The organism is Geodermatophilus sp. SYSU D00703 (assembly GCF_054050155.1).
The window spans coordinates 105,888-129,112 of the sequence record NZ_JBJGYU010000007.1 but is presented as its reverse complement, the minus strand read 5'-3'; the positions used below and the strand labels follow the sequence as shown (position 1 = coordinate 129,112).

General features: G+C 75.5%; 21 protein-coding genes and 2 tRNA genes. 10 read left to right on the top strand and 13 right to left on the bottom strand.

Annotated elements, in window-relative coordinates; genetic code table 11:
• Window positions 1-107: 107 nt before the first annotated feature.
• From ACI782_RS10335 to ACI782_RS10325, 3 genes are read right to left on the bottom strand one after another with little or no spacing between them, the layout of a single operon-like run.
• Window positions 108-1,262, bottom strand: coding sequence for an acyl-CoA dehydrogenase family protein (locus ACI782_RS10335; protein WP_456908758.1), 1,155 nt, complete (start codon window positions 1,260-1,262; stop codon window positions 108-110).
• A 6-nt stretch (window positions 1,263-1,268) separates the two neighbouring features.
• Window positions 1,269-3,263 carry an ATP-binding protein gene (locus ACI782_RS10330; RefSeq protein ID WP_456908756.1) on the bottom strand — a complete coding sequence of 665 codons (1,995 nt, stop codon included), beginning with the start codon at window positions 3,261-3,263 and terminating at the stop codon, window positions 1,269-1,271.
• A 52-nt stretch (window positions 3,264-3,315) separates the two neighbouring features.
• Complete coding sequence (locus tag ACI782_RS10325; protein WP_456908754.1) at window positions 3,316-4,929, bottom strand: carboxyl transferase domain-containing protein; 1,614 nt, start codon at window positions 4,927-4,929, stop codon at window positions 3,316-3,318.
• Window positions 4,930-4,985: 56 nt separating this feature from the next.
• Here ACI782_RS10325 and ACI782_RS10320 point away from each other — a divergent pair, with 56 nt between their 5' ends.
• Window positions 4,986-5,579: an SACE_7040 family transcriptional regulator gene (locus tag ACI782_RS10320; protein WP_456908752.1), complete on the top strand. Its 594-nt coding sequence runs from the start codon at window positions 4,986-4,988 to the stop codon at window positions 5,577-5,579.
• Between the two features lie 60 nt (window positions 5,580-5,639).
• Here the strand turns inward: ACI782_RS10320 and ACI782_RS10315 are convergent, their stop codons facing one another.
• Window positions 5,640-7,454 carry a hypothetical protein gene (locus tag ACI782_RS10315; RefSeq protein ID WP_456908750.1) on the bottom strand — a complete coding sequence of 605 codons (1,815 nt, stop codon included), beginning with the start codon at window positions 7,452-7,454 and terminating at the stop codon, window positions 5,640-5,642.
• A 142-nt stretch (window positions 7,455-7,596) separates the two neighbouring features.
• Entirely contained in the window at window positions 7,597-8,823 is a 1,227-nt protein-coding gene (locus ACI782_RS10310; protein ID WP_456908748.1) for a hypothetical protein, read from the bottom strand.
• Between the two features lie 148 nt (window positions 8,824-8,971).
• On the opposite strand from ACI782_RS10310, the gene orn reads away from it, so the two are divergent.
• Together orn and ACI782_RS10300 are read left to right on the top strand one after the other, a co-directional pair.
• On the top strand, window positions 8,972-9,661 hold the full coding sequence (gene orn, locus ACI782_RS10305; protein WP_456908746.1) for an oligoribonuclease: 690 nt from the start codon (window positions 8,972-8,974) through the stop codon (window positions 9,659-9,661).
• Between the two features lie 65 nt (window positions 9,662-9,726).
• Window positions 9,727-9,802: transfer RNA gene (locus ACI782_RS10300), tRNA-His, on the top strand.
• A gap of 66 nt (window positions 9,803-9,868) precedes the next feature.
• Here the strand turns inward: ACI782_RS10300 and ACI782_RS10295 are convergent.
• The gene (locus ACI782_RS10295) at window positions 9,869-11,242 is read right to left on the bottom strand and encodes a sensor histidine kinase (RefSeq protein ID WP_456908744.1); all 1,374 of its coding nucleotides are present in this window, start codon (window positions 11,240-11,242) and stop codon (window positions 9,869-9,871) included.
• Between the two features lie 559 nt (window positions 11,243-11,801).
• Between ACI782_RS10295 and ACI782_RS10290 the strand changes: the two genes are divergently transcribed.
• Both ACI782_RS10290 and ACI782_RS10285 read left to right on the top strand, forming a co-directional pair.
• Window positions 11,802-14,315 carry an Ig-like domain-containing protein gene (locus ACI782_RS10290; protein ID WP_456908742.1) on the top strand — a complete coding sequence of 838 codons (2,514 nt, stop codon included), beginning with the start codon at window positions 11,802-11,804 and terminating at the stop codon, window positions 14,313-14,315.
• A gap of 104 nt (window positions 14,316-14,419) precedes the next feature.
• Window positions 14,420-14,665 (top strand): hypothetical protein, encoded by a 246-nt coding sequence (locus ACI782_RS10285; protein ID WP_456908740.1) that lies wholly within the window; start codon window positions 14,420-14,422, stop codon window positions 14,663-14,665.
• Between the two features lie 90 nt (window positions 14,666-14,755).
• Here ACI782_RS10285 and ACI782_RS10280 read toward each other — a convergent pair whose 3' ends face one another.
• The 4 genes from ACI782_RS10280 to ACI782_RS10265 form a co-directional block, all read right to left on the bottom strand.
• On the bottom strand, window positions 14,756-15,037 hold the full coding sequence (locus ACI782_RS10280) for a MoaD/ThiS family protein (protein ID WP_456908738.1): 282 nt from the start codon (window positions 15,035-15,037) through the stop codon (window positions 14,756-14,758).
• On the bottom strand, window positions 15,037-16,119 hold the full coding sequence (locus tag ACI782_RS10275; protein WP_456908736.1) for a WD40/YVTN/BNR-like repeat-containing protein: 1,083 nt from the start codon (window positions 16,117-16,119) through the stop codon (window positions 15,037-15,039). The genes ACI782_RS10280 and ACI782_RS10275 overlap by 1 nt, the downstream gene beginning before the upstream one ends.
• Before the next feature lie 74 nt (window positions 16,120-16,193).
• Window positions 16,194-16,679 carry a hypothetical protein gene (locus ACI782_RS10270; protein WP_456908734.1) on the bottom strand — a complete coding sequence of 162 codons (486 nt, stop codon included), beginning with the start codon at window positions 16,677-16,679 and terminating at the stop codon, window positions 16,194-16,196.
• Between the two features lie 78 nt (window positions 16,680-16,757).
• A complete protein-coding gene (locus ACI782_RS10265) occupies window positions 16,758-17,933 on the bottom strand; it encodes a L,D-transpeptidase (protein WP_456908732.1) in 1,176 nt (391 codons plus the stop codon).
• 172 nt (window positions 17,934-18,105) lie between these two features.
• Here ACI782_RS10265 and ACI782_RS10260 point away from each other — a divergent pair.
• Window positions 18,106-18,178, top strand: a tRNA-Lys gene (locus tag ACI782_RS10260).
• Window positions 18,179-18,305: 127 nt separating this feature from the next.
• On the opposite strand, the gene ACI782_RS10255 is transcribed toward ACI782_RS10260, so the two are convergent.
• Complete coding sequence (locus tag ACI782_RS10255) at window positions 18,306-19,079, bottom strand: MBL fold metallo-hydrolase (RefSeq protein ID WP_456908816.1); 774 nt, start codon at window positions 19,077-19,079, stop codon at window positions 18,306-18,308.
• Between the two features lie 615 nt (window positions 19,080-19,694).
• Between ACI782_RS10255 and ACI782_RS10250 the strand changes: the two genes are divergently transcribed.
• The 4 genes from ACI782_RS10250 to ACI782_RS10235 all read left to right on the top strand — a co-directional run bounded on the left by ACI782_RS10250 (window position 19,695) and on the right by ACI782_RS10235 (window position 22,261).
• Window positions 19,695-20,267 carry a hypothetical protein gene (locus tag ACI782_RS10250; protein ID WP_456908730.1) on the top strand — a complete coding sequence of 191 codons (573 nt, stop codon included), beginning with the start codon at window positions 19,695-19,697 and terminating at the stop codon, window positions 20,265-20,267.
• A gap of 16 nt (window positions 20,268-20,283) precedes the next feature.
• Window positions 20,284-20,922, top strand: coding sequence for a hypothetical protein (locus ACI782_RS10245; RefSeq protein ID WP_456908728.1), 639 nt, complete (start codon window positions 20,284-20,286; stop codon window positions 20,920-20,922).
• Window positions 20,923-21,026: 104 nt separating this feature from the next.
• Window positions 21,027-21,848 (top strand): helix-turn-helix transcriptional regulator, encoded by an 822-nt coding sequence (locus ACI782_RS10240; protein WP_456908726.1) that lies wholly within the window; start codon window positions 21,027-21,029, stop codon window positions 21,846-21,848.
• Window positions 21,845-22,261 (top strand): VOC family protein, encoded by a 417-nt coding sequence (locus ACI782_RS10235; protein ID WP_456908724.1) that lies wholly within the window; start codon window positions 21,845-21,847, stop codon window positions 22,259-22,261. Before ACI782_RS10240 ends, ACI782_RS10235 begins: the two co-directional genes overlap by 4 nt.
• Here the strand turns inward: ACI782_RS10235 and ACI782_RS10230 are convergent.
• Both ACI782_RS10230 and ACI782_RS10225 read right to left on the bottom strand, forming a co-directional pair.
• Window positions 22,246-22,986, bottom strand: a complete 741-nt coding sequence (locus ACI782_RS10230; protein WP_456908722.1) for a hypothetical protein — start codon at window positions 22,984-22,986, stop codon at window positions 22,246-22,248. The two genes, ACI782_RS10235 and ACI782_RS10230, sit on opposite strands and share 16 nt — an antisense overlap.
• Entirely contained in the window at window positions 22,983-23,153 is a 171-nt protein-coding gene (locus ACI782_RS10225; protein ID WP_456908720.1) for a hypothetical protein, read from the bottom strand. Before ACI782_RS10225 ends, ACI782_RS10230 begins: the two co-directional genes overlap by 4 nt.
• Window positions 23,154-23,225: the final 72 nt, after the last annotated feature.

The window sequence follows — 23,225 nt, the reverse complement described above, 5'->3', positions numbered from 1 at the left end:
GGGGCCGCTCCTCCGCGCTCCCCGCACCGACCGACGGACACCGGCCGTCTCCGCGTGCTGCGAGGAGCGGGAGCGCAGGAGACCTGGGCTCCCGGCCTCCGGTCAGCTCACCCGACGCCGAGGTCGCGGGCGATGAGCATCCGCTGCACCTCGCTGGTCCCCTCGCCGATCTCCAGGATCTTGGCGTCGCGGTAGAAGCGGCCCACCGGGAACTCGTTCATGAAGCCGTAGCCGCCGTGGACCTGGGTGGCGTACCGGGCGTTGTCCATCGCCACCTCGGAGCTGTACAGCTTGGCGACGGCGGCCTCGCGCTTGAACGGCTCGCCGCGCAGCATCTTCTCCGCCGCCCGGTAGTAGGCCAGCCGCGCGGTGGAGGCCCGGACCTCCATGTCGGCGATCATGAACTGGATCGCCTGGTTGCGGCCGATCGGCTGCCCGAACGCCTCCCGCTGCCCGGCGTACTTCACCGACTCGTCGACGCACCCCTGGGCCAGGCCGACGGCCAGCGCCGAGATGGCGATCCGCCCCTCGTCGAGGATGGAGAGGAACTGCGCGTAGCCGCGGCCCCGCTCGCCGACGAGGTTCTCCTCGGGCACGCGGCAGTCGGTGAAGGACAGCTCGCGGGTGTCCGAGGCGTTCCAGCCGACCTTCGAGTACCGCTGGCCCACGGTGAACCCCGGGGTGTCGGTCGGGAGGGCGATCGCGGAGATCTCCTTGCCGCCGTCCGGGCGGGTGCCGGTCACCGCGGTGACGGTCACCAGGTCGGTCATCCCGGTGCCGGAGTTGGTGATGAACGCCTTCGAGCCGTTGACGACCCAGTGCCCGTCCTCGAGCCGCGCGGTGGTGCGGGTGGCGCCGGCGTCCGAGCCGCCGCCGGGCTCGGTCAGGCCGAACGCGCCCAGCGCCTCCCCGGAACACAGCCGGGGCAGCCACCGCTGCTTCTGCTCCTCGGTGCCGAACCGGTAGATCGGCATCGCGCCGAGCGAGACGCCGGCCTCGAGGGTGATCGCCACCGACGAGTCGACCCGCGCCAGCTCCTCCAGTGCCACGCACAGGTCGAAGTAGGTGCCCCCCGACCCGCCGTACTCCTCGGGGAAGGGCAGCCCGAACAGGCCGAGCTCCCCCATCTGGCGGACGATCGCCGTCGGGAACTCGTCCCGCTCGTAGAACTCCCCGATCTGCGGTGCGACGACCTCCTGCGCGAACTGGCGCACCACCTTGCGCAGGGCCTCGGTCTCCTCGTCGAGCCGGTAGTCCAGCACGTCCGGTCACTCCCCCTCGTCGGCGGCCCGTGGGGTCACCACGGCCACCCGCTCGTCGAGCCGGACCTGTCGGCCGGCCTCCACCGGGAGCTCGGTGACCGTCCCCGCGACGGGGGCGGTCAGCACGTGCTCCATCTTCATCGCCTCGACCACCAGCAGCGGGGTCCCCGCCTCCACCTGGTCGCCGACCGCTGCCTGCACCACCGTCACCGTCCCGGGCATGGGCGCGGTGACGACGCCGCCCCCGCCGGCGCCCTCGGCCGCGGAGTGCAGCCGCTCGTGCTCGCGGAAGGCCGCCACCCGGCCGTTCGCGGCTAACCAGACGTCGCCGCCGGCGTGGACGACGGCGTACCGGGACGTGACCCCGTCCAGGGTCACGGCGAGCTCGCCGCCGTCCCGCCGCGCGGTCGCGGGCACCGGGTCGGCGTCGCCCACCTGCACCTGGGCGGCGGAGGAGCGGCCGCGGACCCGCACCGTCACCGGCTCCCCGCCGGCGGCCTGGAGCCGGCGCAGCGTCCAGGCGGGCTCGCCCAGCCGCCAGCCGTCGGGGACGTCCCAGCGGTCCACCACCGGCCCGGCCGGCTCGGACTCCACCAGCAGCGCCAGGGCTGCGGCGGCGTACGCCGTCGGCGGCACCGGGTCGGTCACTGTGAGCGCCGCGCCGCGCCGCTCGATCAGCCCGGTGTCCAGCCGGCCGGCGACCACGTCGGGGTCGGTCAGCAGGGCGCGCAGGAACGCGGTGTTGGTCGGGACCCCGAGGACGGCGGTGTGCCCGAGCGCGCCCACCAGCCGGGCCCGCGCGGTCTCCCGGTCGGGGCCGTGGGCGACCACCTTGGCCAGCATCGGGTCGTAGTCGGTGCCGACGACCGAGCCCACCGCCAGCGAGCTGTCCAGCCGGATGCCGGCGCCGTCGGGCTCGCGCAAGCCGAGCACGGTGCCCGCCTGGGGGAGGAAGCCGCGGGCCGGGTCCTCGGCGTACAGCCGCGCCTCGATGGCGTGCCCGTCGAGGCGGACGTCGGCCTGGCCGAACGGCAGCGGCTCCCCCGCGGCCACCCGCACCTGCAGCTCGACCAGGTCCAGGCCGGTCACCATCTCGGTGACCGGGTGCTCGACCTGCAGCCGGGTGTTCATCTCGAGGAAGAAGAAGTCGCTCGGCCGTTCGGCGTCGACGATGAACTCCACCGTGCCGGCCCCGGTGTAGCCGACGGCGCGGGCCGCCTCGACGGCGGCCTGCCCCATGGCCGCCCGCTGCGCCGGGGACAGCAGCGGGGACGGCGCCTCCTCCACCACCTTCTGGTGCCGGCGCTGCAGGCTGCACTCGCGCTCGCCGAGGTGGACGACGGTGCCGTGCGCGTCGCCGAGCACCTGCACCTCGATGTGCCGGGCCGAGCCGATGTAGCGCTCCACCAGCAGGGTGTCGTCGCCGAAGGAGCCGCGGGCCTCCCGCCGGGCGGCGGCGATCGCGTCGCGCAGCTCACCCTCCGACCGCACCACCCGCATGCCCTTGCCACCCCCGCCGGCGCTCGGCTTGAGCAGCACCGGGAAGCCGGCCTCGACCGCCGCGGCGGCGACCGTGTCGTCGTCCATGCCCGGCTCGGTCCGCCCCGGGACGACGGGCACCCCGGCGGCCATCACCGTGCGCTTGGCCCGGATCTTGTCGCCCATCGCCTCGATCGCCGCGACCGGCGGGCCGACGAAGACGATCCCGGCCTTCTCGCAGGCCCGGGCGAACTCGACGTTCTCCGAGAGGAAGCCGTACCCGGGGTGCACCGCCTGCGCACCCGTGCGGACGGCGGCGTCGACCACCCGCTCGATGGACAGGTAGCTCTCCACCGCGGGCGCGGGGCCGATCGGGACGGCGACGTCGGCGACCTGGGTGTGCCGCGCGCCCGCGTCGGCCGCGCTGTAGACGGCGACCGAGCGGATGCCCATCGACCGCAGCGTGCGGATCACCCGGACGGCGATCTCGCCGCGGTTGGCGACCAGGACTGTCTCGAACACGGCCGTCACCACTCCCCGGCCAGGACGGCCATCGTGGCCACAAAGGCCTCCTTCACATCCGGAAGACGCCGTAGCCGACGTCCTCGAGCGGCGCGTTGGCGCACGCCGACAGGGCCAGGCCCAGCACGGTGCGGGTCTGCGCGGGGTCGATGACGCCGTCGTCCCACAGCCGGGCGGTGGCGTAGTAGGGGTGCCCCTGGGTCTCGTACTGGTCGCGGATGGGCTTCTTGAACGCCTCTTCCTCCTCGGCCGGCCAGTGCTCGCCGCGCGCCTCCAGCCCGTCGCGGCGCACCTGGGCGAGCACCGACGCCGCCTGCTCCCCGCCCATCACCGAGATCCGCGCGTTGGGCCAGGTGAACAGGAACCGGGGCGAGTAGGCCCGGCCGCACATCGAGTAGTTGCCCGCGCCGAACGATCCGCCGATGACCACGGTCAGCTTCGGCACCCGGGCGCAGGCGACCGCGGTGACCATCTTCGCGCCGTGCTTGGCGATGCCCCCGGCCTCGTAGTCACGCCCCACCATGAACCCGGAGATGTTCTGCAGGAACAGCAGCGGGATGCTGCGCCGGTCGCACAGCTCGATGAAGTGCGCGCCCTTGAGCGCCGACTCGGCGAACAGCACCCCGTTGTTGGCGACGATCCCGACCGGGTGGCCGTGCAGCCGCGCGAACCCGGTGACCAGCGTCTGCCCGTAGAGGGGCTTGAACTCGGCGAACCGGCTGCCGTCGACCAGCCGCGCGACCACCTCGCGCACGTCGTAGGGCGTGCGCGGGTCCGGCGGCACCACCTCGTAGACCGACTCCGGCGGGTACCGCGGCTCCTCGACCGGCTCGACGTCCCACGGCCGCGGGCTGCGCGGGCCGAGGGTGGCCACGATCTGCCGGACCAGCGCCAGCGCGTGCGCGTCGTCCTCGGCCAGGTGGTCGGTGACCCCGCTGACCCGGCTGTGCAGATCGCCGCCGCCGAGCTCCTCGGCGGTCACGACCTCGCCGGTCGCCGCCTTCACCAGCGGCGGGCCGCCGAGGAAGATCGTGCCCTGCTCGCGGACGATGACCGCCTCGTCGCTCATCGCCGGCACGTAGGCCCCACCGGCGGTGCACGACCCGAGGACGGCGGCGATCTGCGGGATGCCGGCCTTCGACATCGTCGCCTGGTTGTAGAAGATCCGGCCGAAGTGCTCGCGGTCGGGGAAGACCTCGTCCTGCATCGGCAGGAAGGCGCCGCCGGAGTCGACCAGGTAGACGCACGGCAGCCGGTTGTGCAGCGCCACCTCCTGCGCGCGCAGGTGCTTCTTCACCGTCATCGGGTAGTAGGTGCCGCCCTTGACGGTGGCGTCGTTGGCGACGACGACGCACTCGCGGCCGGAGACGCGGCCGATGCCGGTGATGATCCCGGCCGCGGGGGCGTCCCCGCCGTAGAGCCCGTGCGCGGCCAGCGGGGAGAGCTCGAGGAACGGGCTGCCCGGGTCCAGCAGCGCGTCGACCCGCTCGCGGGGCAGCAGCTTGCCGCGCTCCACGTGCCGCTGCCGGGCCCGCTCCCCGCCGCCGTCGGCGACCCGGCGCAGCTGCGCGGCGAGGTCGGCGACGAGTGCGGCGTGGGCCGCGGCGTTCCGCGTGGCGGACTCCCCGTCGGCGGTGGGTGTGCGGGAGAGCACAGGTGCGTCCACGCGGCGATGTTAACGACGGTTCACTCGACTGGTCAACGAGCGTTAGCATCCGGTCCGTGACCGACGTCGACACCGCCCTGCACGCCGACGCGACGCGCCCCTCGCGCCGGGAGCAGATCCTCCGCGCGGCCGCGCAGCTGTTCGCCGAGCGCGGCTCACGGGCGGTCGGGGTGGACGACGTCGGTGCGGCGGTCGGCGTGACCGGCCCGGCGATCTACCGGCACTTCGCGAGCAAGGACGCGATGCTCGCCGAGATGCTGCTGCGGATCAGCGAGCGCCTGCTGGCCGGCGGCACCGACCGGGTGGCCGCCGCCGGCGGGGACCCACTCGCCCAGCTGCGGACGCTCATCGCCTTCCAGGTCGACTTCGCCCTCGACAACCCGGCGCTCATCACCGTGCACGACCGCGACCTCGGATCGCTGGCCGAAGAGGAGGCGGCGCAGGTGCGGCGGCTGCAGCGCCGCTACGTGGAGGTGTGGGTCGACGTCCTGGGCCGGCTGCACCCGGGGGCCGACGTCGCGGCCAGCCGGGCGCGGGCGCACGCGGTGTTCGGGCTGATCAACTCGACGCCGCACAGCGCCGGGCGGCTGCCGCGGGCCCGGATGGCCGCCCTGCTCGCCGCGATGGCCGAGGCCGCCGCCCTGTCCTGAGAGAGAGGACCCCGTCCTCCCCACGCCTCGCACGCTCGGGGCGGTGCCCTGGACGGGGCCTCAGGCCGTGGGGTCGGGCATGGGGAGGACCAGCGCGGTCGAGGCCACGACGTCGAGGTCCTGCGCGGTGCCCTTCCGCCCACCCCGGGCCCACGCCGTCTCGACGATCGTCACGGTGCTGCCGGACACCGCGCTGGAGTACTCCGCGTTCGACAGCTCCTTCGGGCCGCCCTCGTAGCGCACCCCCTCGCGCAGCAGGTCGCTGACGTTGCCGCTGCCGTTGCGGTCGGCGAGCGCACGCAGCGCCCGCGCGGCCGACGCCTCGCCCATGTCGACCACCGAGACCGACACGACGACCGGCCGCCCCTTGGCCTCGGTCGCGTACAGCGCCCGCGCCAGGCCGGTGCAGTCGGTGTCGGAGAAGAAGTCGGACACGGCGCCGTAGGCGTTGCCGGCGCACGTGTCGTCGACCTGGACCTCCTGGACGACGAAGGTCAGGCCGTCGACCACCTCGCGGTCGCCAGGCTCCGGACCGGTCGGCGCCTCCACCGGGGCAGTGGTGTCCCCCGCCGCCGACGTCGCGGCACCCGCCGACGCCCGCCCGTCGTCGTCCCCGCCGAGCAGCAGCGTCGCGCCGATCCCGAGGACGACGACCAACAGCAGCGCGGCGCCGACGAGCACCGCGGTGCGCCGCGACGGCCGCGGACGCCTCCGGGGGCCGACCAGTGGAACGCCCTCGGGCAGGTGCGGCCGCGCGGCCGGCGGCGCGGGGACGGGCGCAGGTGCGGCTGGTTCCTCGGCCCGCGCCGGCTCCTCCCGCTCGGCACCGGCGAACAGCCCGCCGATGCCGCCGGTCTCCTCCACCGTCACGCCGACGGTCGGGCCGATGAGGGTGTCCTTCGGGCCGACCCGGGGTGCCTCGGCCGCCGGCTCGGGCCCCCGCTGCGCGGGTGCGACGAGGGCGGAGGCGGCCGCGACCTCGTCCCGGGCCGCGGCCGCACGGGCGGCGGCCTCCTCGTCGGCGCGGATGGCGGCGGCGGCCACCGCGGCCGCGGCCGCGGGGTCCACCAGCGGGCGGCCGGGCGGCGCGGCGGGCGGCGGCACGGCGGCCGGCGGCGGCGCGGCGGCGGCCGGCGGCGCCGGATGGGCAGGAGCCGCCGAGGCCCCGGCACGCGAGGCGGCCGTCATCGCGGCGGGGGCGAGCAGTTCGGGGGTGCGCAGCACGTACGGCGAGTACGGGAAGCCCTCGCCGTTGAGCTCCTGGACCGTGGGGCCGCGCCCGGCCATGCCGAGCGCGTCCAGTGCCGCGCGGACGTCGGCGGTGGTCCACAGCCGGGGGTTGGCCACGCCGGTGTAGCGGGCCGCCCGGGCGATGCCCAGCAGCAGCGACCGCGGCTCGAGCAGGGCCACCTGGTCGCCCTCGCCCAGGTCCCCGTCGGCGGGCACCAGCCCGGTGAGGTCGCCGACCAGCACGGTGAGCCGGGCGATCCGGCCGGGCTCGAGACCCGCGCGCCGCAGCCGGACGGCGGCGTCCATGCCGGCGCGCATCAGCCCGTCCAGCGGCGTGGACCCGCCCCCGGCCAGCCGCAGCACGTCGCCCGGCCGGCCGACCTCCGACCCGATCGTCCAGGCACCCTCGGGTGCCGCGGTGACCACGCCGCTCTGGTGGGCCACCTCGACCACCCGGACGACCGCCAGGCCCTCGGGCACGAACAGGACCGCGTCGGCGAGCCGCCGCTCCATCGGGCCGTCGACGACCGGGATGGAGGCCACGACCGCGCCCCGGACCGCGCCGCCGGTGTCCCAGCGGCTCAGCTCGGCGAAGAGCGCACGCTCCCCTGCCGTCTGCAGCGGCACGGGGGTGAGGGGCAGCACGTGGTCCTCCGAGCGGGTCTGGCAGCGGGGCGGCGGGGAGCCGCGCCAGCGCTGGAGCCGGGGTCTGGGGGTCGGCGGGGACCCGCCCCCGGCAGAGCTGTCATCTGAACGTTACGTCATGTGACACCTCGGGCCGGGGCCCTCAGCGGGTCGGCGTGCCGCCTCCCACCGCGCTCAGGACGGCGTCCGGCTCCTGCTCCCGCCCGGGCTCCACCGGCCGCGCCCAGGCGGCCAGCCACGGGCTGCGGCCGACCACGTCGACCGCCGTCCAGAGGGCGGTGAACACGACGCCGGTCAGCACCACCGCCGTCGGGCTCCAGTCCCAGGGCGGGAGGAAGCCGATCGCGTCCTGGCCGGCGCCGGCGACGTAGAAGACCGCCGTGACCAGCGGCCCCGCCAGCCAGCCCGGCACCCGCAGGGTCACCGCGAGATCGATGGCGACCGCCGCGACGAGGAACACCAGCGGGAGCACCGACGGCGGGAAGTCCATCGCCACCAGGCCCAGCCACATGACGCCCCGGTAGGCGAGGTACGTGGCCGCGACGGCGGTCGCCGTCCAGCGCAGACCGACGAGCCTGCGGGCCACCACGAGCGCCAGCAGGCCGGCGCACAGCATCCACGCGGGGTGCACCCAGGCGGGCACAGGGAGCATGAACGTGGTCGGCGTCTGCCCCTGGGAGGCGGCGAAGTCGAGCAGCTGCGGCTCGGCCGTCGTCCGGCCGGCCTCGTAGGCCTGCAGCGACAGGACGCCGTACTCCTGGTGCTGGTTCGGGAAGACGACGTTCTCGACGAAGAACAGCCACAGCCCGAGCGCGACGAGGTCGCGGGGGCGGCCGGGCGCGGCGTGGAGCCACCAGCCGCGGATGGCGCCGGCCAGCATGATCGCCGTCCCGATGTAGAGCAGGGCGTGGCTGGGGCTCCAGCTGGTGATGTCCAGGCCGTTGATGCGGTGGTTGACGATGTCGACCGGGATGGCGACCAGGAAGGTCGCGATCCCGACCTGCATCAGCCGCAGCGCCCGGCGGTCGACGCCATAGCCGGTGTAGCTGTGGAAGACCACGAGCGCGACGACCACGGCGGTGCCGGCCGAGTTGAGCAGGTGCGGCGGGGCCAGGTCGTCGCGCAGCCACTTGAAGTGCCAGGAGACGTCCCAGGAGGAGCCGAGCATCTTCAGCAGGAACGCGCCCAGCCACGCGGCGTAGAACCAGCGCAGCTCCTGCTGCCCCGTCGGGCGGCCCGGGCGGCCGGGCGTCGCGTAGGCCGCCCACAGCCAGCGCAGCGCGAGCAGGGGGTGCCGGAGCGCGGCGGGGAGGGAACCCGGAGCCGGGAGGACCGCTCGGTCGGTCGCGGCGGGTGCGGCAGCGGGCACGGCGGAACTCCTGGTCTCGGGGCGGATCAGGCCGAGCGTAGTGGTCGCCGGACACTTCTCCGGAGCCCCGACTGGCACCGGTGTGGCGGATGCGCTATGGAGCCGACACGCGGGCAGTCGTGGCGAGCGGGACGTAGGGTCGTCGGTCGTGGCTGACAGCGCGGGACACCTGGTCTGGATCGACTGCGAGATGACCGGGCTGGACCTCACCCGGGACAAGCTCATCGAGGTCGCGGTGCTGGTCACCGACTCCGAGCTCAACGTCCTGCACCCGGGGCTGGACCTGGTCATCTCGGCGTCGGACGACGACCTCGCCGGCATGGCCGACGTCGTGACCGAGATGCACGCCAAGTCCGGCCTGACCGAGGCCGTGCGCGCCGCCACGCTCACCGTCGCGGAGGCCGAGCAGCAGGTGCTCGCCTACGTCAAGCGCTTCGTCCCCGAGCGGCGCACCGCACCGCTGTGCGGCAACTCGATCGGCACCGACCGCGGCTTCCTCGCCCGCGACATGCCCGAGCTCGACGACCACCTGCACTACCGGATGATCGACGTCTCCTCGATCAAGGAGCTCGCCCGCCGCTGGTTCCCGCGGGTGTACTTCGCGCAGCCGCAGAAGGGGCTGGCCCACCGCGCGCTGGCCGACATCATCGAGTCGGTCCGGGAGCTGGCGTACTACCGCCGGACGCTCTTCGTGGACGGCTCGGGCCCCTCGACCACCGAGGCGCAGGCCACCTCCGCGCAGGTCACCGAGTCCTTCGCGGCGCTGTTCGCCGCCGAGGACGCCGGCCGGCCCGGCGAGGTGCCCGGCGAGGCACCCCCGGCGGCGTCGGGCGCCTGAGACCCGGTATCGTTGCCCCGGTTCCCCGGTCGACCCGCTCCTGCAGCAGGCGTCCGGGAGACGTGGTGGGTGTAGCTCAGCTGGTAGAGCACCAGGTTGTGATCCTGGGTGTCGCGGGTTCGAGCCCCGTCACTCACCCCACACGGGAGAGGCCCTGGTCAGGCGACTGACCAGGGCCTCTCGCCCGTCCGCGTCAGCACCGCCCCGTCAGGAGCCCTGACCCGAGCTCAGCACGCCGGCGGAGGTCGCCGCGTCGGCGCCCGCCGGCTCCCCCGCGACCGCCTCGGCCGCCGTCAGCAGCAGGGTGAACACCGGCGGCGACGGCTGGGTGAGGTGCAGCCGTCCGCCCTCGGCCTCGGCGAGCCGGCGGGCCAGCGCCAGGCCGATCCCGTGCCCGTCGCGGCGGTCGGCGCGCTGGACGAACAGCAGCCCGGAGGGCAGGCACACGCCGGGTCCCTCGTCGCCGACGTCCACCGCCACCGCGCCGCTGGCGGAGCGCACCGCCACGGTGACGGGGCCGGCGCCGTGCACCGTCGCGTTGTCGACCAGCACGGCGAGGACCTGCCGGACCGCGGCGACCGACGCGCGTGCCTGCGGGACGTCGGGGTCGACCCGGACCACCAGGTCGCGGCCCTGCAGTGCCAGCCGCGCACCCCACTCCGGCGACAGCTCCCCGACCAGGGTCCCGAGGTCGACCGGCCCGGCCGCCGTGGCCTGCCCGGCGCGGGCGAGGAGCAGCAGCTCCTCGATCGTCGTCTCCAGGCGGTCGGCGTCGGCCAGGCTGGCGGCGATCGCCGGCCGCGGGTCCTGGTGGGGCTGCTCCAGCGCGGACTCCAGCCGCAGGCGCAGCCCGGCCAGGGGCGTGCGCAGCTGGTGGGAGGCGTCGGCGGAGAACGCGCGCTCGCGCGCGAGCAGGTCGTCGAGGCGGGCGGCGGTCGTGTCGAGCGCCGCCCCGACGGAGTCGAGCTCGGGGATGCCGCCCCGGCGGCTGCGCACGCTGAAGTCGCCGTCCCCGAGCCGGCGGGCGGTCTCCTCCAGGTCCTCCAGCGGGCGGGCCAGCCGCCGCGCCTGGCGGCGGCCGACCAGCCAGGCGACGGTCACCGCTGCCGCGGCGAGGCCGGCCATCCCCGCCCAGATCACCGCCACCCGGCCCAGCACGTCCGTGCGGTCCTCGGAGACCAGCACCGCGCCGATCACCTCGTCGGCGTGCGTGACCGGGGCGGCCGCGACGAGGACGTCGCCGTCGACACCGCCCTTGATCTCGCCGTCCAGCGCCTGCTCCAGGACGCCGAGGTCGTCCGCGGGGGCCACCCCGGCCAGCCGCCCTCCGTCGTCGTCGTACACGGCCACCTGCAGGTCCTCGCCGTCGTCCCCGACGTCGGTGATGTCGTCACGGTCGATCGGGCGGTCCCTGCCCACGTCGTCGGAGACCTCGATGGCCACCTCGTTCGCCACCCGGACCAGGTGTCCACGCTCGTGCTGGACGACGTACTGCAGCACCGCGACCGCCAGCGGGACACCGAACAGGAAGGTCGCGAGAACGGAGGCGAGCACGGCCACGCCGATGATCCGAGTGCGCACGGCATCGACTCCATTCCGCAGCCGTCCGGGGGGGCGCCGCCCTCGTCAGCGTCAGGATGCAGCGCTCCAGGCGTGGTGTCACGCCCCCGGGTGCCGGCACCTGTGCGCTTCCTGTGAGTACCTGCGTGCTTCCTGTGAGTTCGGCAAGAAGTTGGCAAAGCACCCCTTCTGCCGAACCGGGCCCGATCCGGTGCGACCTAGCGTCGCTGCGTCCGAAGACCAGCCCCCCGGCCGCCGAACCGAGGCGACCCCACGCGCATGCAGAGGAGGGATCGGCTGATGACTTCGATGGACATCTGGATCGCGGTGGTCATCGTGGCGCTGATCATGATCGTCGGGTTCGTCATGTGGCTGCTGGAGAGGCGGCAGTAGCACCACCGGCCGACACCCCCCGTTTCGGGGACCGCGGACCGCCGAGCACACCCCCCGGATCCGGGATCCGCGACCGCCCGCGCCCCTCCAGGGTCGACCCAGCGGTCGCGGCGCCGCCGTCCGGGACGACGGACGGCCACGCGTCGTAGGCAGGGAGCCCAGGACCGCGGAGGACCCGGGAGCCGCGATGTCCAGCTCGTCCCTCGCCCGTCGCACCCGGCGGGGCGCGGTCGCGACGGTGGTCGCCGGCACCGCGCTCGCCCTCGTCGGCCAGGACCTGATCGGAGCGACGCCGGCCCAGGCGTCCCTGACCGGCCCCGGTGTGGACGAGGGCGAGCGCGTCACCGTCTCGCACGACGCGGACTCGGTGGCGGTCCACGGCTACCCCGAGGGGACGCCGCTGGTCGTGGAGGTGCTGCGCCGGGACCCGGACAGCGGCGAGGACCTCGTCCTCGGGCGGGCGAGCGGGCCGGCCCGGCTCCTCGAGGACGGCGGCCCCGGCCTGGAGGTCAACCGCGGCCCGGCGGAGGTCGCCGCCCGGCCCGGGGACTGCTGGGACGTGCAGACCCCCGACATCCGCCCCGGCGACCGGCTCGTCGTCACCACGCCGGAGGACAGCGACGAGGTCACCGTCGACGACCTGCGGTGGACCGGCGCGCCGTTCCTGGACCCCGCCACCGGGGACGTGCTCGTGGCCGGCGTCGCCCGGTACGCCGACGGCGAGCCCATCCCCGTCACGGAGCTGTCGGCCGACCCGTTCGCCAACGACACCGGCGGGTACCTGATCGACCCGGACGAGGTGGTCGCCACCGACCCGGACGGCGGGTTCCAGGTCCGCTACCGGACGCCGTTCGCCGGCACCCGCAACGACGAGGGCCTCACCCTCGAGCAGCGGCAGGCCGTGCTGCTCGGCAACGGCCACGGCATCGGGCACGAGGAGTACGCCGAGCCGCTGGCCGAGACCACGCCGGCCGAGACGACGCCCGCCGCGACGGTGCTCGGCGAGGCGGTGCTCGACGAGGCCGTGCCCGACGAGGCGGTGCCCGACGGGGAGGTGCCCGCCGAGCGACCGGACGGGACGACACCTGACGAGGCACCGGCAGGGACGGAGCTCGACCGGCCCCAGCAGGCCGGGACGGAGCTCGACCCGCCGCGGCCGGTCGCGATCATGCGCGTCACCGGGCCGGCCGAGACCCCCGGTCCGGCCGAGGGCTGCGAGGCCTCCCCGGCGACCGGCGACACCCCGCTGCCGGCCGACGAGGGCCCCACTCCGGATGAGGGCACCGTCCCGGCCGAGGACACCGCCCCAGCCGAGGACACCGACCGGGCCGAGGACCCCGCCGACACCGTGCCCCCGCAGGTCGGTGGGCAGTCCCCCGCGCCGGGCGGCACCGGGGTCGCGCCCGACGCGCCGGTTACCGCCGTGTTCAGCGAGGACGTCACCGGGGTGGACGCCGGCAGCCTGACGCTCACCGGCCCGGGCGGTGCCGTCGCGGCGGAGGTCGCGTACGACGCCGCCACCCGCACCGCGTCGCTCCTGCCGAGCGCCCCGCTGGCCTGGGACTCCACCTACACCGCCGCGGCCGGGGGGATCACCGATTCCGCCGGGCTCCCGCTGGCCACCACGACGTGGACCTTCACCACCGCCCCGGCGCCGGACACCACGGCTCCCGCGCCGACCGCGGTCACGCCCTCGTCGGGCGCGTCCGCCGTCGCCCTGGACGCGCCGGTGACGGCCACGTTCAGCGAGCCGGTCACCGGCGTCGACGGCTCGACGCTGACGCTGACCGGTCCGGACGGCGCCGTGCCCGCGACGGTCACCTACGACCCGGCGTCGCGGGTGGCGACCCTCGACCCGGCGGCGCCGCTCACGCCCGAGGCCGGCCACGTGGCGACCGTGACCGAGGGCATCCGGGACGCCGCTGGCCACGCCCTGGCCCGGACCTCCTGGACCTTCACCACCGGGCCCGCGCCCGACACCGCCGTCCCCACCGTCACCGGGGCCACCCCGACCGACGGCACCGGCGGCGTGCCACCGGACGCGACCGTGACCGCCACGTTCAGCGAGCCGGTCACCGGGGTCGACCCCGCGACGATGGTGCTGCGCCCCGAGGGTGGGGGCGAGGCGGTCCCCGCCGCCGTCCGGTACGACGCCGGCACCCGTGCGGCCGTCCTCGACCCGTCCGTGGACCTGGCGCCGGGGACGCGCTACACGGCCGGCCTCGGCGGCGAGATCGAGGACCCGGCGGGCAACCGCCTCGCGCCGGTGTCCTGGTCGTTCACCACCGCCGCACCGGCGCCGACGGCGGGCACCGCCGCGCCGACGACCACCGACCGGACCCCGGCGCCGGACCGGGTGCGCCCGACGATCACCGGGCGGAGCACGGGGCCCGGCGCCACCGGGGTCGCTCCCGACGCCACCGTCGGCCTGGTGTTCAGCGAGCCCGTGACCGGCCTCGGCCGCTCCTCGGTCACGCTGCGGTCGGCCAGGGGGGACACGGTCCCGGTGGAGCTGCGCATCGACCCGCCCACGGCCTCGGTGGCCCTCGTGCCGACCGCCGACCTGGCCCCGGGGACCCGCTACACGGTGTCGGTCGGCACCGCGGTGCGGGACGCCGCCGGCAACCGCTTCACCGGCGCCTCGTGGAGCTTCACGACGGCGGCCGCCCCGGTCGCCCGGTCCGCCGTCACCGGCCGGTGATCCCGGCGCCGTCCGGCGTGCCGCGTGGGGCGGCAGTGACGGGAGCGCCGAACACGCTCGCCGGGGTGCTGGTCGGCCCCGGCGGGCCTGGCGACGCTGGGGCCATGACTCTCGCCTACTCCTACGGGACCGCTCGCGCCGTCGTGATGGTCGGCTCGGTGGGCAGCCTCGAGGGCCTGCAGCCGCGGCAGATCGGACCGGCGCACGCCACGATCGGCCGGGTCACCGGCCGCAGCCGCAAGGCGCTGTGCGGCGCCTACGTCGCCGTCGACGAGCAGACCGTGTGGCCACCGGAGGGGTACGAGAACTCCCAGCTGTGCGCGGAGTGCGCCACCCTCGCCACGCTCTGAGCCGGCCCCCTCTCGCCTTCGTCCGCTCGGTGCACCCGCTCCTCCCGCGGGGCGCTGCGCTCCTCGCTGCGATGCTCCCGCCCTGTCCGCTCACCCGCCGGCCACCGACGGCAGCACCTGCACCACGGCGCCGTCGGGCACGGGCGCGCCCAGGCCGCCGGTGAACCGGACGTCGTCGCCGTCGACGTAGACGTTCACGAACCGCCGCAGGACACCCGCCTCGTCGCGGATCCGGCGGTCCAGCAGGGGGTGCTCGGTGGCGAGCGTGTCGAGCACCTCCCGGAGCGTGCCGCCGCCGGAGTCGACCTGCAGGTGCTTGGCCCCGCCGGCGAGGTCTGCCAGCACGCCGGGCAGCACCACCTCGACACTCATCAGCCGATCCTCGCGGCGCGGACCACCAGCACGTCGGGCAGGTGGTCGGCGACCAGGGTGAAGGTGTCGCCCTCGTCGGCGCTGGCGTAGACGCAACCGTCGCGGGTGCCGACGTAGAGTCCGGTGGGGTCGGCCTCGTCGGCACAGAACCCGTCGCGCATGACCGCGGCCCAGAAGCGGTCGGGCAGCCCGTCCCCCAGCTCGGTCCAGGTCTCGCCGGCGTCCCGGGTGCGGTGCACCCGCAGCCGGCCCTCCGGCGGCACCCGCTGCATGTCGGCGACCAGGGGCACCACCCACGCCGTCCCGGGAGTGGACGGCGAGGCGACGATCGGGAAGCCGAAGTCGGCGGGGAGGCCGCCGGCGATCGACGTCCAGCCCTTGCCCGCGTCGTCGGTGCGGAAGACGCCGAAGTGGTTCTGCGCGTACATCCGGTCGGGGCCGGCCGCGTCGACGGCGACCTTGTGCACGCACTGGCCGTACTCGGGCGGGGGCTCGGGCAGGAAGACGGCGCTGATCCCGGAGTTGCGCGGGGTCCACTCGCCCCCGCCGTCCTCGCTGACGTAGACCCCGCCGGTGCTCATCGCGATCGTGACGCGGTCCGACGCCGGGTCGGGCAGCACGGTGTGCACCGCACCTCCCCCGCCGCCCGGCTCCCAGGTGGGCCGGTGCGGGTGCTCCCACAGGCCGCGGACCAGCTCGAAGCTGCAGCCGCCGTCGGTGCTCCGCCACAGCGAGTGCGGCTCGCACCCGGCCCACACGACGTCCGCGCGGTCGGCGCTGTCGGGGCGCAGCTGCCACACCCGGGCGAGCGCGGCGCCGGTGTCCTCGGGGAAGCGGATGGCGCCGGACTCGGTCTCCTGCCAGCTGGCGCCGAGGTCGTCGGACCGCATGACCGTCGGCCCCCAGTGCCCGTACTGGATGCCCGCGAGGACCCGCGGCGTCGGCCGGCGGGTGTCGATCGACACCGCGGCGACCTCCTGGGCGAGCAGGTGCGGCTCCCCCAGGGTCCAGGTGCGGCGGTCGTCGTCGCTGCGGGCCAGCCACAGGCCCTTGCGCGTACCGATGGCGAGCAGGTCGGTCATGGCGCCCCTCCAGGTCCGTCGGCGGGGCGCAGAGTCCGCCCCTCGGACGTGCAGACCGTCCGAGGGGCGAGAACTCAGCGGCGGGTCGCGCCTCCGGCGGGCTGGTCGGGACCGGCCGGCTGTCCCTGACCGCCGTCGTAGCGGCCGCCGTCGGCGTACCGGCCGTCGGCCGGCGTGCCGTCGGGGTGGGGGTCACCGGAGTGCCGGCCGTGCGAGTCGGCCAGGCCCGGGGCCAGCTTCTCGGCCTTGGCGCGCAGCTGGTCGGCCGCCGACGCGTGCTCCTGCGCCGCCGCGGCGCGCTGCTCCGCCTCCCGCTCGGCCAGCCGGGTCCGCTCCTCGACCTCGGCGCGCTCGCGCCGGGCCCGGGCGGCCTGCTCCTCGGCGGCCGCCCGCTCCTTCTCCGCCTGCGCGCCGCGCAGCTGGGCCTCGCGCAGGTGGTCGCGGGCCTGCTCGCGCTTGCGCGCGGAGTTGATCCGGTTGCGCTTGGCCATGGTCAGGGCCAGCAGCGCGAGCACCACCACCGCCACGACGACGATGAGCACGATCAGCCAGGTGTCCACGGCACTCTCCTTAGCTCGGAAACCGGAGTGTCGATTCCCGTCCCGAGCACCGCGGAAACGCCGTGGTGAGGCGTCAGCTCACTTCAGCGCGCTGCCGGCCTGCCACTCCTCCCACGGGATGGTCCAGTCGTGGATGTTCGAGCGCAGCGTGCCCGCGTCGGAGCCGCGGATCTCCACGACGTCGCCCGGCTGGGAGAACTCGAAGAACCAGCGGGCGCGCTCGGTGGAGAGGTTGATGCAGCCGTGGGACACGTTCGCCCGGCCCTGCTGGGCGACCGACCAGGGCGCGGCGTGCACGAACTCGCCGCTGTCGGAGATGCGGACGGCGTACTCGACCGGGGTGCGGTAGCCGTTCGGGCTGTCGACCGGCACGCCGTAGGTGCTGGAGTCCATGATCATGTCGCGGTTCATGTCGGTGACCACGTGGGGGCCGTTGTAGCTCGGGTTGTCCGGGCTGCCGGCGCTCATCGGCCAGGTCTGCACCAACTGGTCGCCGTCGTAGACCTCCATCGTGTGGGTGGACGCATCGGCGATCGAGACGTGCCGCTCACCGATCCGGAAGGAGACCGTGCGGTCCTTCTCGCCCCACACGCCGTTGCCGAAATCGATGCCGAAGAGGTCGGCCTCCAGCGTGACGTCGGTGTTCTCGGGCCAGTACTGGGACGGCCGGAAGTGGACCTCGGTGTCGCTGAACCAGTTCCAGACGCCGTCGGTGGGCGTCGAGCTGGTGACCTGCAGGTGGCTCTCCACGGCGGCCTTGTCGGTGACCGGCTCGTCGAAGTAGACCCGGATCGGCATGCCGACGCCGACCGTCTGCCCGTCCAGCGGCCCGATCGAGGGCGTGGTGACCGTCGCCGGGTCCACGGTGGTGAACGTGGCCGTGGTCTCCGTCGCGGCGTCGTCGGCGTTCTCCGCGGTCGCCGTGAGCGTGTAGCTGGTGGCGTAGGCCAGCGGGGTGTCCGGCGTCCAGACGTCGGTGGCCGGGTCGTCGGGCGAGTCGGCGACCGAGCCGGTCACCGGCGCACCGGCGCCGTCGACGACGGTGACGTCGGCGAGCTCGCCGTCCGTGACGGAGATCTCCACCGGCGCGGACGGCGAGACGTCGGCCGCGCCGTCGGCCGGGGACACCTCGACCGTCGCCGGGGCCGCCGTCGCGGTGGGCTCGGCGCTCGCCTGCCCGCCGCCCTCGCTGCCCTGGCACCCGCTCAGCAGGACCAGCGCACCCGCCGCCACCAGCACGGTCGTCCGTCGCATGCGTTCGCCTCCACCTCGTCGGCAGCCGGTCCGACCCGGCCGCCTGCACCGGTGCTCCAGTGTCCACGCTGGAACCGGAACAGGGGCGGACGCCGGGCCGGAGGACCACCCCGACGGCCCCTCCGACGGCGCTGGTATCGTTCTCTCTCGTTGCCGGCGAGCCGGACGACACGCGCCATTAGCTCAATTGGCAGAGCAGCTGACTCTTAATCAGCGGGTTCGGGGTTCGAGTCCCTGATGGCGCACCTCTCCTCCACGGGTACGGCTCCTGACCTGCGAGTCCGACCCGCGTGCCCCGACGGCGCCGGCTGCGGTGCCACGGAGACGTCCACGACGCCGGCCAGCAAGCCCACGCGCCCCAGTCAGGGATCGTCAGCCGGGCGCCCCGTCGCGCTCGCTCCTCCGGGCGAGGCTCTGGGCCTGCCCTGCGTGTACGTCGCTCACCCATTCCCAGCCGGGCTCGACCGATGGGCCGATCCGCGGGTCGTCAGGATCACGGCCGTTGCGCAGGGCGTGCACGTACGCGCGGTCCTGGTCGATCCGTGCGCGGACCTGATCGGCCCCGCCGACGGACCCGTGACCGGGGATGACGACGTCGACGTCGTCCGCCACGCCCTCGAGCAGCCGCAACCCGACGAGGTAGTCCTCGATCGGGTCCTCGGTGCTGTTCACGTCGTCGAGCATCGGGATCAGGACATCGGAGAGCATGTCGCCGGCCACGAGAACGCCGCGTTCCTCGATCACCAGCGCCGCATGCCCCGGAGCATGAGCCGGATGCTCGATGATCCGCACTCGAGGGCCATCCCAGGGAACGTGCGCAGTTCCGGCCGGCAGACCGGTGATGAGGCCGAACAGGTCCAGCGGGACCTCCTCGGTGATCTCCGGCGGCAACCCCTCGGCGACGCGGGCCTCCCAGTCCGCGTCCGACAGCAGATCTCGCACGTGAGCCGCACAGCGGGCTGTCCCGTAGCGGGGCGCTTCGCCGAGCTCGGCGTGCCAGAGCACGTGGTCCCAGTCAGGATGCGTCGAGAAGCCCGCCACGACGGGCTGGCCCAACTCGCGGAGGTCGTGCGCGAGGCAGACCATCTCGGAGCCGCGTATCCCCGGGTCGACGAGCAGCACGCCGGCCCGGCCTCGCACGACCACGGCGTTGTTCCGGAGCAACTCGCTCCGGTGGACCAGCACACCCTCCGCGACCTGCCTCAGCACGGGTGGCTCCTTCCGCTCGTGGTCACGCCGGCCCGGTCGACGTAGCCGTCGGGACGGTCCTCCCCTCGGGACACTGCTGATGCAGGTCGGTCGTGCTCGGAGGACAGCCACCGCCCGGGGCCGCCCCGCGCCTCACGGGGGAGACTGCCGGGCACCCCCGAACTCATCGCTCGCGTCGCCGTCCCGTCGCAGGGAGCTCGAGCGGAACACGGCAGGACGGACCCGTGCCCCTCGGTCGCCCTCCCGTGGGACCCGCCCGGTGAGCCGCCGCCCACGTCGACGCGTCGCAAGAGGGGCTGCTGCGTGGCCGCGAGCCGGTGCCCGTGCGAAGCCCTGAGCACCGATGACCGAGCCTCCACCGAACGAGGCCGCTTCGTCGTCTCCGTGCGCTCCCGGCGCCCCGCCTGCGCACCGACTCACCCCTCGGGGATGACGCAGGACCGGCCCGCGGCCCGGACGATCGTCCCAGCCCGCCCCCGAGCCTGGAGGCCGAGTCATGGGGAGCACCGCGAGCCGGCCGGACCCGGTGTCGCGCTGGAAGGAGCGTGCGGCGTGACCGGCGTCGGCGTGGTCGTCGTCGGCCTGCTGCTGTGCTTCGCCGGCCGGCTGTCGATCCACCTGACGGTGCTGGCGTCCGGCTTCGCGCTCGGCTGGCTGCTGGCGGAGTCGCTCGGCGGCTCCCCCGGCGTCGCGGTCGTCGTCGCCGCCTGCTCCGCCGTGGTGGCCTGGGTGCTGGCCACCTTCGTGTTCCGGGCGGCTCTCTTCGTCGTGGGGGCGTTCGCCGGCGGGGTCATCGGGGCGAAGCTGTTCGGGCTGCTGCAGGGGGACGACGGCAACGTGGTCCTCGCGATCCTGTTCGTGGTGGCGGTCGCCGTGCTGACCGGCCTGGCCACGCAGCGCTTCCGCGAGACGGCCGTCATCTGGGCCTGCGCGCTGGGCGGCGCCGGGCTCGCCCTCAGCGGGCTGGCACGGGTGTGGCCGGACACGCTGGGCTTCCTGCGCACGCCGGACACCACGGCCGAGGCGGTCATCGACACCGCAGCGTGGCTCGTGCTCGGCGTCTGCGGCTGGTCGGTCCAGCGGCGGCTGGTCGGGCAGCGCGGCACGATGGCGAACCGGCGCTGACCACGGGAGGCCCACCATGCGCGAACGACCCGACGCGACCCCGCCGACCGCGATGCCCGTCCTGGAGCGCGGCAAGCACCGCAACCCGTCGGAAGGCGCCTGCTTCATGGAGTACACGGCGCTCCTCGCCGGTGAGCCGTTCAGCGACGACCCGCACTGCGTGGACGCGGACCTTGCGCTGGTCATGCGCATCGCCAACGACCGGCTCGCGGACGCCGACCGGTCCCGGCTCGTCCCGCTGCTCGGCCGGGCGATCGGCCTCTGCGTCGAGCGCCCGGTGCGGTCGGGGGGCCGCGGGGCGTGGCGGCTGCACCTGCGGCGGATGGCCCGCTACCGCGACCTCACCGCAGCGCTCCACCGGAGGGTGTCCGATCGGTTCACGGCCGCTCTGCACGTGCGTCCGACCTCGGACACCCGGCTGCTCTACGGGGACGGGGAGCAGTGCGCCTCCCTCTTCTGGGACCTGCTGGACGACCCCGACGCGCCGGACCGGGCCGCGGACCCCGTCGACCGGCTCATCGGTCGTCTCCTGCTGCTGCACGAGTGCTACGAGCAGGCGCTGGACGACCTCGGGCTGGGCCGCGCGTCCACGGTGCGACCGGCCGCCGACGAGCCGGGCCGGGAGGCGCAGGCCCCGGCCTGCCGCCTCGGCTGATCGACCCGGTCCGCGCAGCGCGGGCCGCGCCGTGGGCGGCCCGCTCCCCACCTCCCCGGACGACGGGCAGGATGGGCGGCCGCCAGGTGAGGAGGTCGCCGACCGTGCTCGTCGTGCACCGCGTGCCCGCTCCGCTGCGGCCGTTCGTCGCCCAGGCACACGGCTACCGCGTCCCGGCCAACCCGACCGGGGTGCACCGCGGCCTGCCCTCCCGCCACCTGAGCCTCGTCGTGGAGCTGGCCGCCCCCCTGCGGCTCACCCTCGGCGGCCCGGTCACCGCCCACGCCGTCGTCGGGGGCCTGCACACCCGGCCCGCGCTGATCGACGCCGGCCGATCCCAGGACGGGCTGCAGTACTCGCTGACCCCGCTGGGCGCCTCGGCCCTGCTCGGCCTGCCCGCGGGCGAGCTCGGCGAGCGCGCGGTCGACCTGGGCGACGTGCTCGGTCCCGCGACCGGGCGACTGGTCGAGCAGCTCGTCGAGGCCCCCGGCTGGGCCGAGCGGTTCGGCCGGCTCGACGCCGCGCTGCTGGCCCGCCTCGGCGGGCGTCCCGCTCCGCTGCCGCCGGAGGTCGGCGAGGCCTGGCGCCTGGTGCACGGCAGCGCCGGCCGCTGCCGGGTCGAGGACCTCGCCGGGCACGTCGGGTGGAGCCGGCGGCACCTGACCGAGCGGTTCCGGCTCGTGACCGGGCTCACCCCCAAGCAGGCCGCGCGGGTCGCCCGGTTCGAGGCCGCCCGCCGGCTCCTGGTCGACCCGCGCCGCCCGCCGCTGGCCGAGATCGCCGTCCGCTGCGGCTTCGCCGACCAGCCGCACCTGGCCCGGGAGTGGCGGGCGCTGGCCGGCTGCAGCGTGGGCACCTGGCTGCGCGAGGAGCTCCCATTCGTCCAAGACAGCCCCGCCGACGGCGAGGCACCCTCCCCGGCATGACCACGTCGACACACACGCAGGTCCCCGCCCCCACCGTCTGGCCCAGCGTCGGCTTCACCGACGTCGACGCCGGCACCCGCTTCCTCACCGAGGGACTCGGCTTCACGATCACCGCCTGCTACCGCGGCGAGGACGGGACCGTCGAGCACGCCGAGGCCCGCTGGCCCGACGGCGGCGGCGTCATGTTCGGCAGCCGCGGCAAGCCCGGCGACTGGGGCGCGCTCGGCCCGCAGGGCGTCTACGTCGTCGCCGCCGAGGCCGCCACCGTCGACGCCGCCTGGCAGCGGGTGCGCGCCATGCCGGGGGTGCAGGTGCTGCGCGAGCCGCACGACACCGACTACGGCTCCCACCAGTTCGACGTCCGCGACGCCGACGGCAACCTGTGGACGCTGGGCACCTACCGCGGCGCCTGACCGGCCGGGCCCGCGTCCCGGCCCGCCGGCGGCGGCGAGCCCCGGAACACCAGCCACACGAGGGCGACCTGCCACAGGACGAAGCCGCCCAGGGCCGCCAGCCACTCCGCCGGGCCCAGCGCGGCCAGCGTCCTCCGCGGGACCACCGCGACCGAGCACACCGTCAGGACGCCGGCCAGCCACACCACGACCGCCGCCCAGCGGTAGCGCGGTGCGCGGCTGGCGCGGACGGTGACGCCCAGGGCGGACAGGTCCTCGGGCGGGTGCCGGCGGACCATGGCCCGCCGGGACCGGTAGACCGCCGCCCGCGGGTACCGCTCGGCGAGCAGCCGCTCGCACCGGCGCCGGCTGCGCGGGCGGAGCCGGGTGCGGCGCGGGAGGGTGACCGCCTCCACCCGCGCCGCGGCGGCCCGGAAGCCGGTGTCGCCGAGGACGATGCGGCCGCGGGCGGCGATCACCGCGGTCACGTCCCCCCAGCCGGCCCCGGGGCCGGCGTGGCTCGGGTGGTACCAGCCGTAGAGGCCGCAGCCGCAGCCCCACGCCGGCGGCGCGTGCGTCTCGTCCACGGCGCACCGGGCGGAGTGGACCCGGCCGCTCCAGGGCCCGCTGGCCACGTGCACCGGGGGGCGGAGCCCGTCCTCGGCGAGGCGGAACCGGCGGTAGCCCCGCAGCTCGCCGGGGACCAGCGTGGGCGGGTCCCCGGGCGGCTCGGGCCCGGCCGTCACGCCGGGGCCGGAGCAGCCGGTGCCGGTGCCGGGACCGGCTGCGGCTCGGCCGGCGCCGGCTCGGTCACCGGTTCGACCTCGATCTCCCGGCGCTCCCGGCCGATGTCGCCGGCCACGCACGTGCGCGCGGCGGTGCGAGCGGGAGCGGGTGCGGTCGACGTGTCCATGTGCGGCTCCTCGCCCGTGCGGCTCCGCCTCGACCGGTGCTCACGGCCGACGCGTCGGCTCCTGTCAGTGAA

What these genes read in the sequence shown, in the direction of transcription:
- ACI782_RS10275 (WP_456908736.1), bottom strand. Translation starts at nt 16,119, where the DNA reads ATGACCGACCTGCTCGCCATCGGTACGCGCAAGGGCCTGTGGCTGGCC.
- ACI782_RS10285 (WP_456908740.1), top strand. Translation starts at nt 14,420, where the DNA reads ATGACTCTCGCCTACTCCTACGGGACCGCTCGCGCCGTCGTGATGGTC.
- ACI782_RS10235 (WP_456908724.1), top strand. Translation starts at nt 21,845, where the DNA reads ATGACCACGTCGACACACACGCAGGTCCCCGCCCCCACCGTCTGGCCC.
- ACI782_RS10280 (WP_456908738.1), bottom strand. Translation starts at nt 15,037, where the DNA reads ATGAGTGTCGAGGTGGTGCTGCCCGGCGTGCTGGCAGACCTCGCCGGC.
- ACI782_RS10290 (WP_456908742.1), top strand. Translation starts at nt 11,802, where the DNA reads ATGTCCAGCTCGTCCCTCGCCCGTCGCACCCGGCGGGGCGCGGTCGCG.
- ACI782_RS10265 (WP_456908732.1), bottom strand. Translation starts at nt 17,933, where the DNA reads ATGCGACGGACGACCGTGCTGGTGGCGGCGGGTGCGCTGGTCCTGCTG.
- ACI782_RS10225 (WP_456908720.1), bottom strand. Translation starts at nt 23,153, where the DNA reads ATGGACACGTCGACCGCACCCGCTCCCGCTCGCACCGCCGCGCGCACG.
- ACI782_RS10245 (WP_456908728.1), top strand. Translation starts at nt 20,284, where the DNA reads ATGCGCGAACGACCCGACGCGACCCCGCCGACCGCGATGCCCGTCCTG.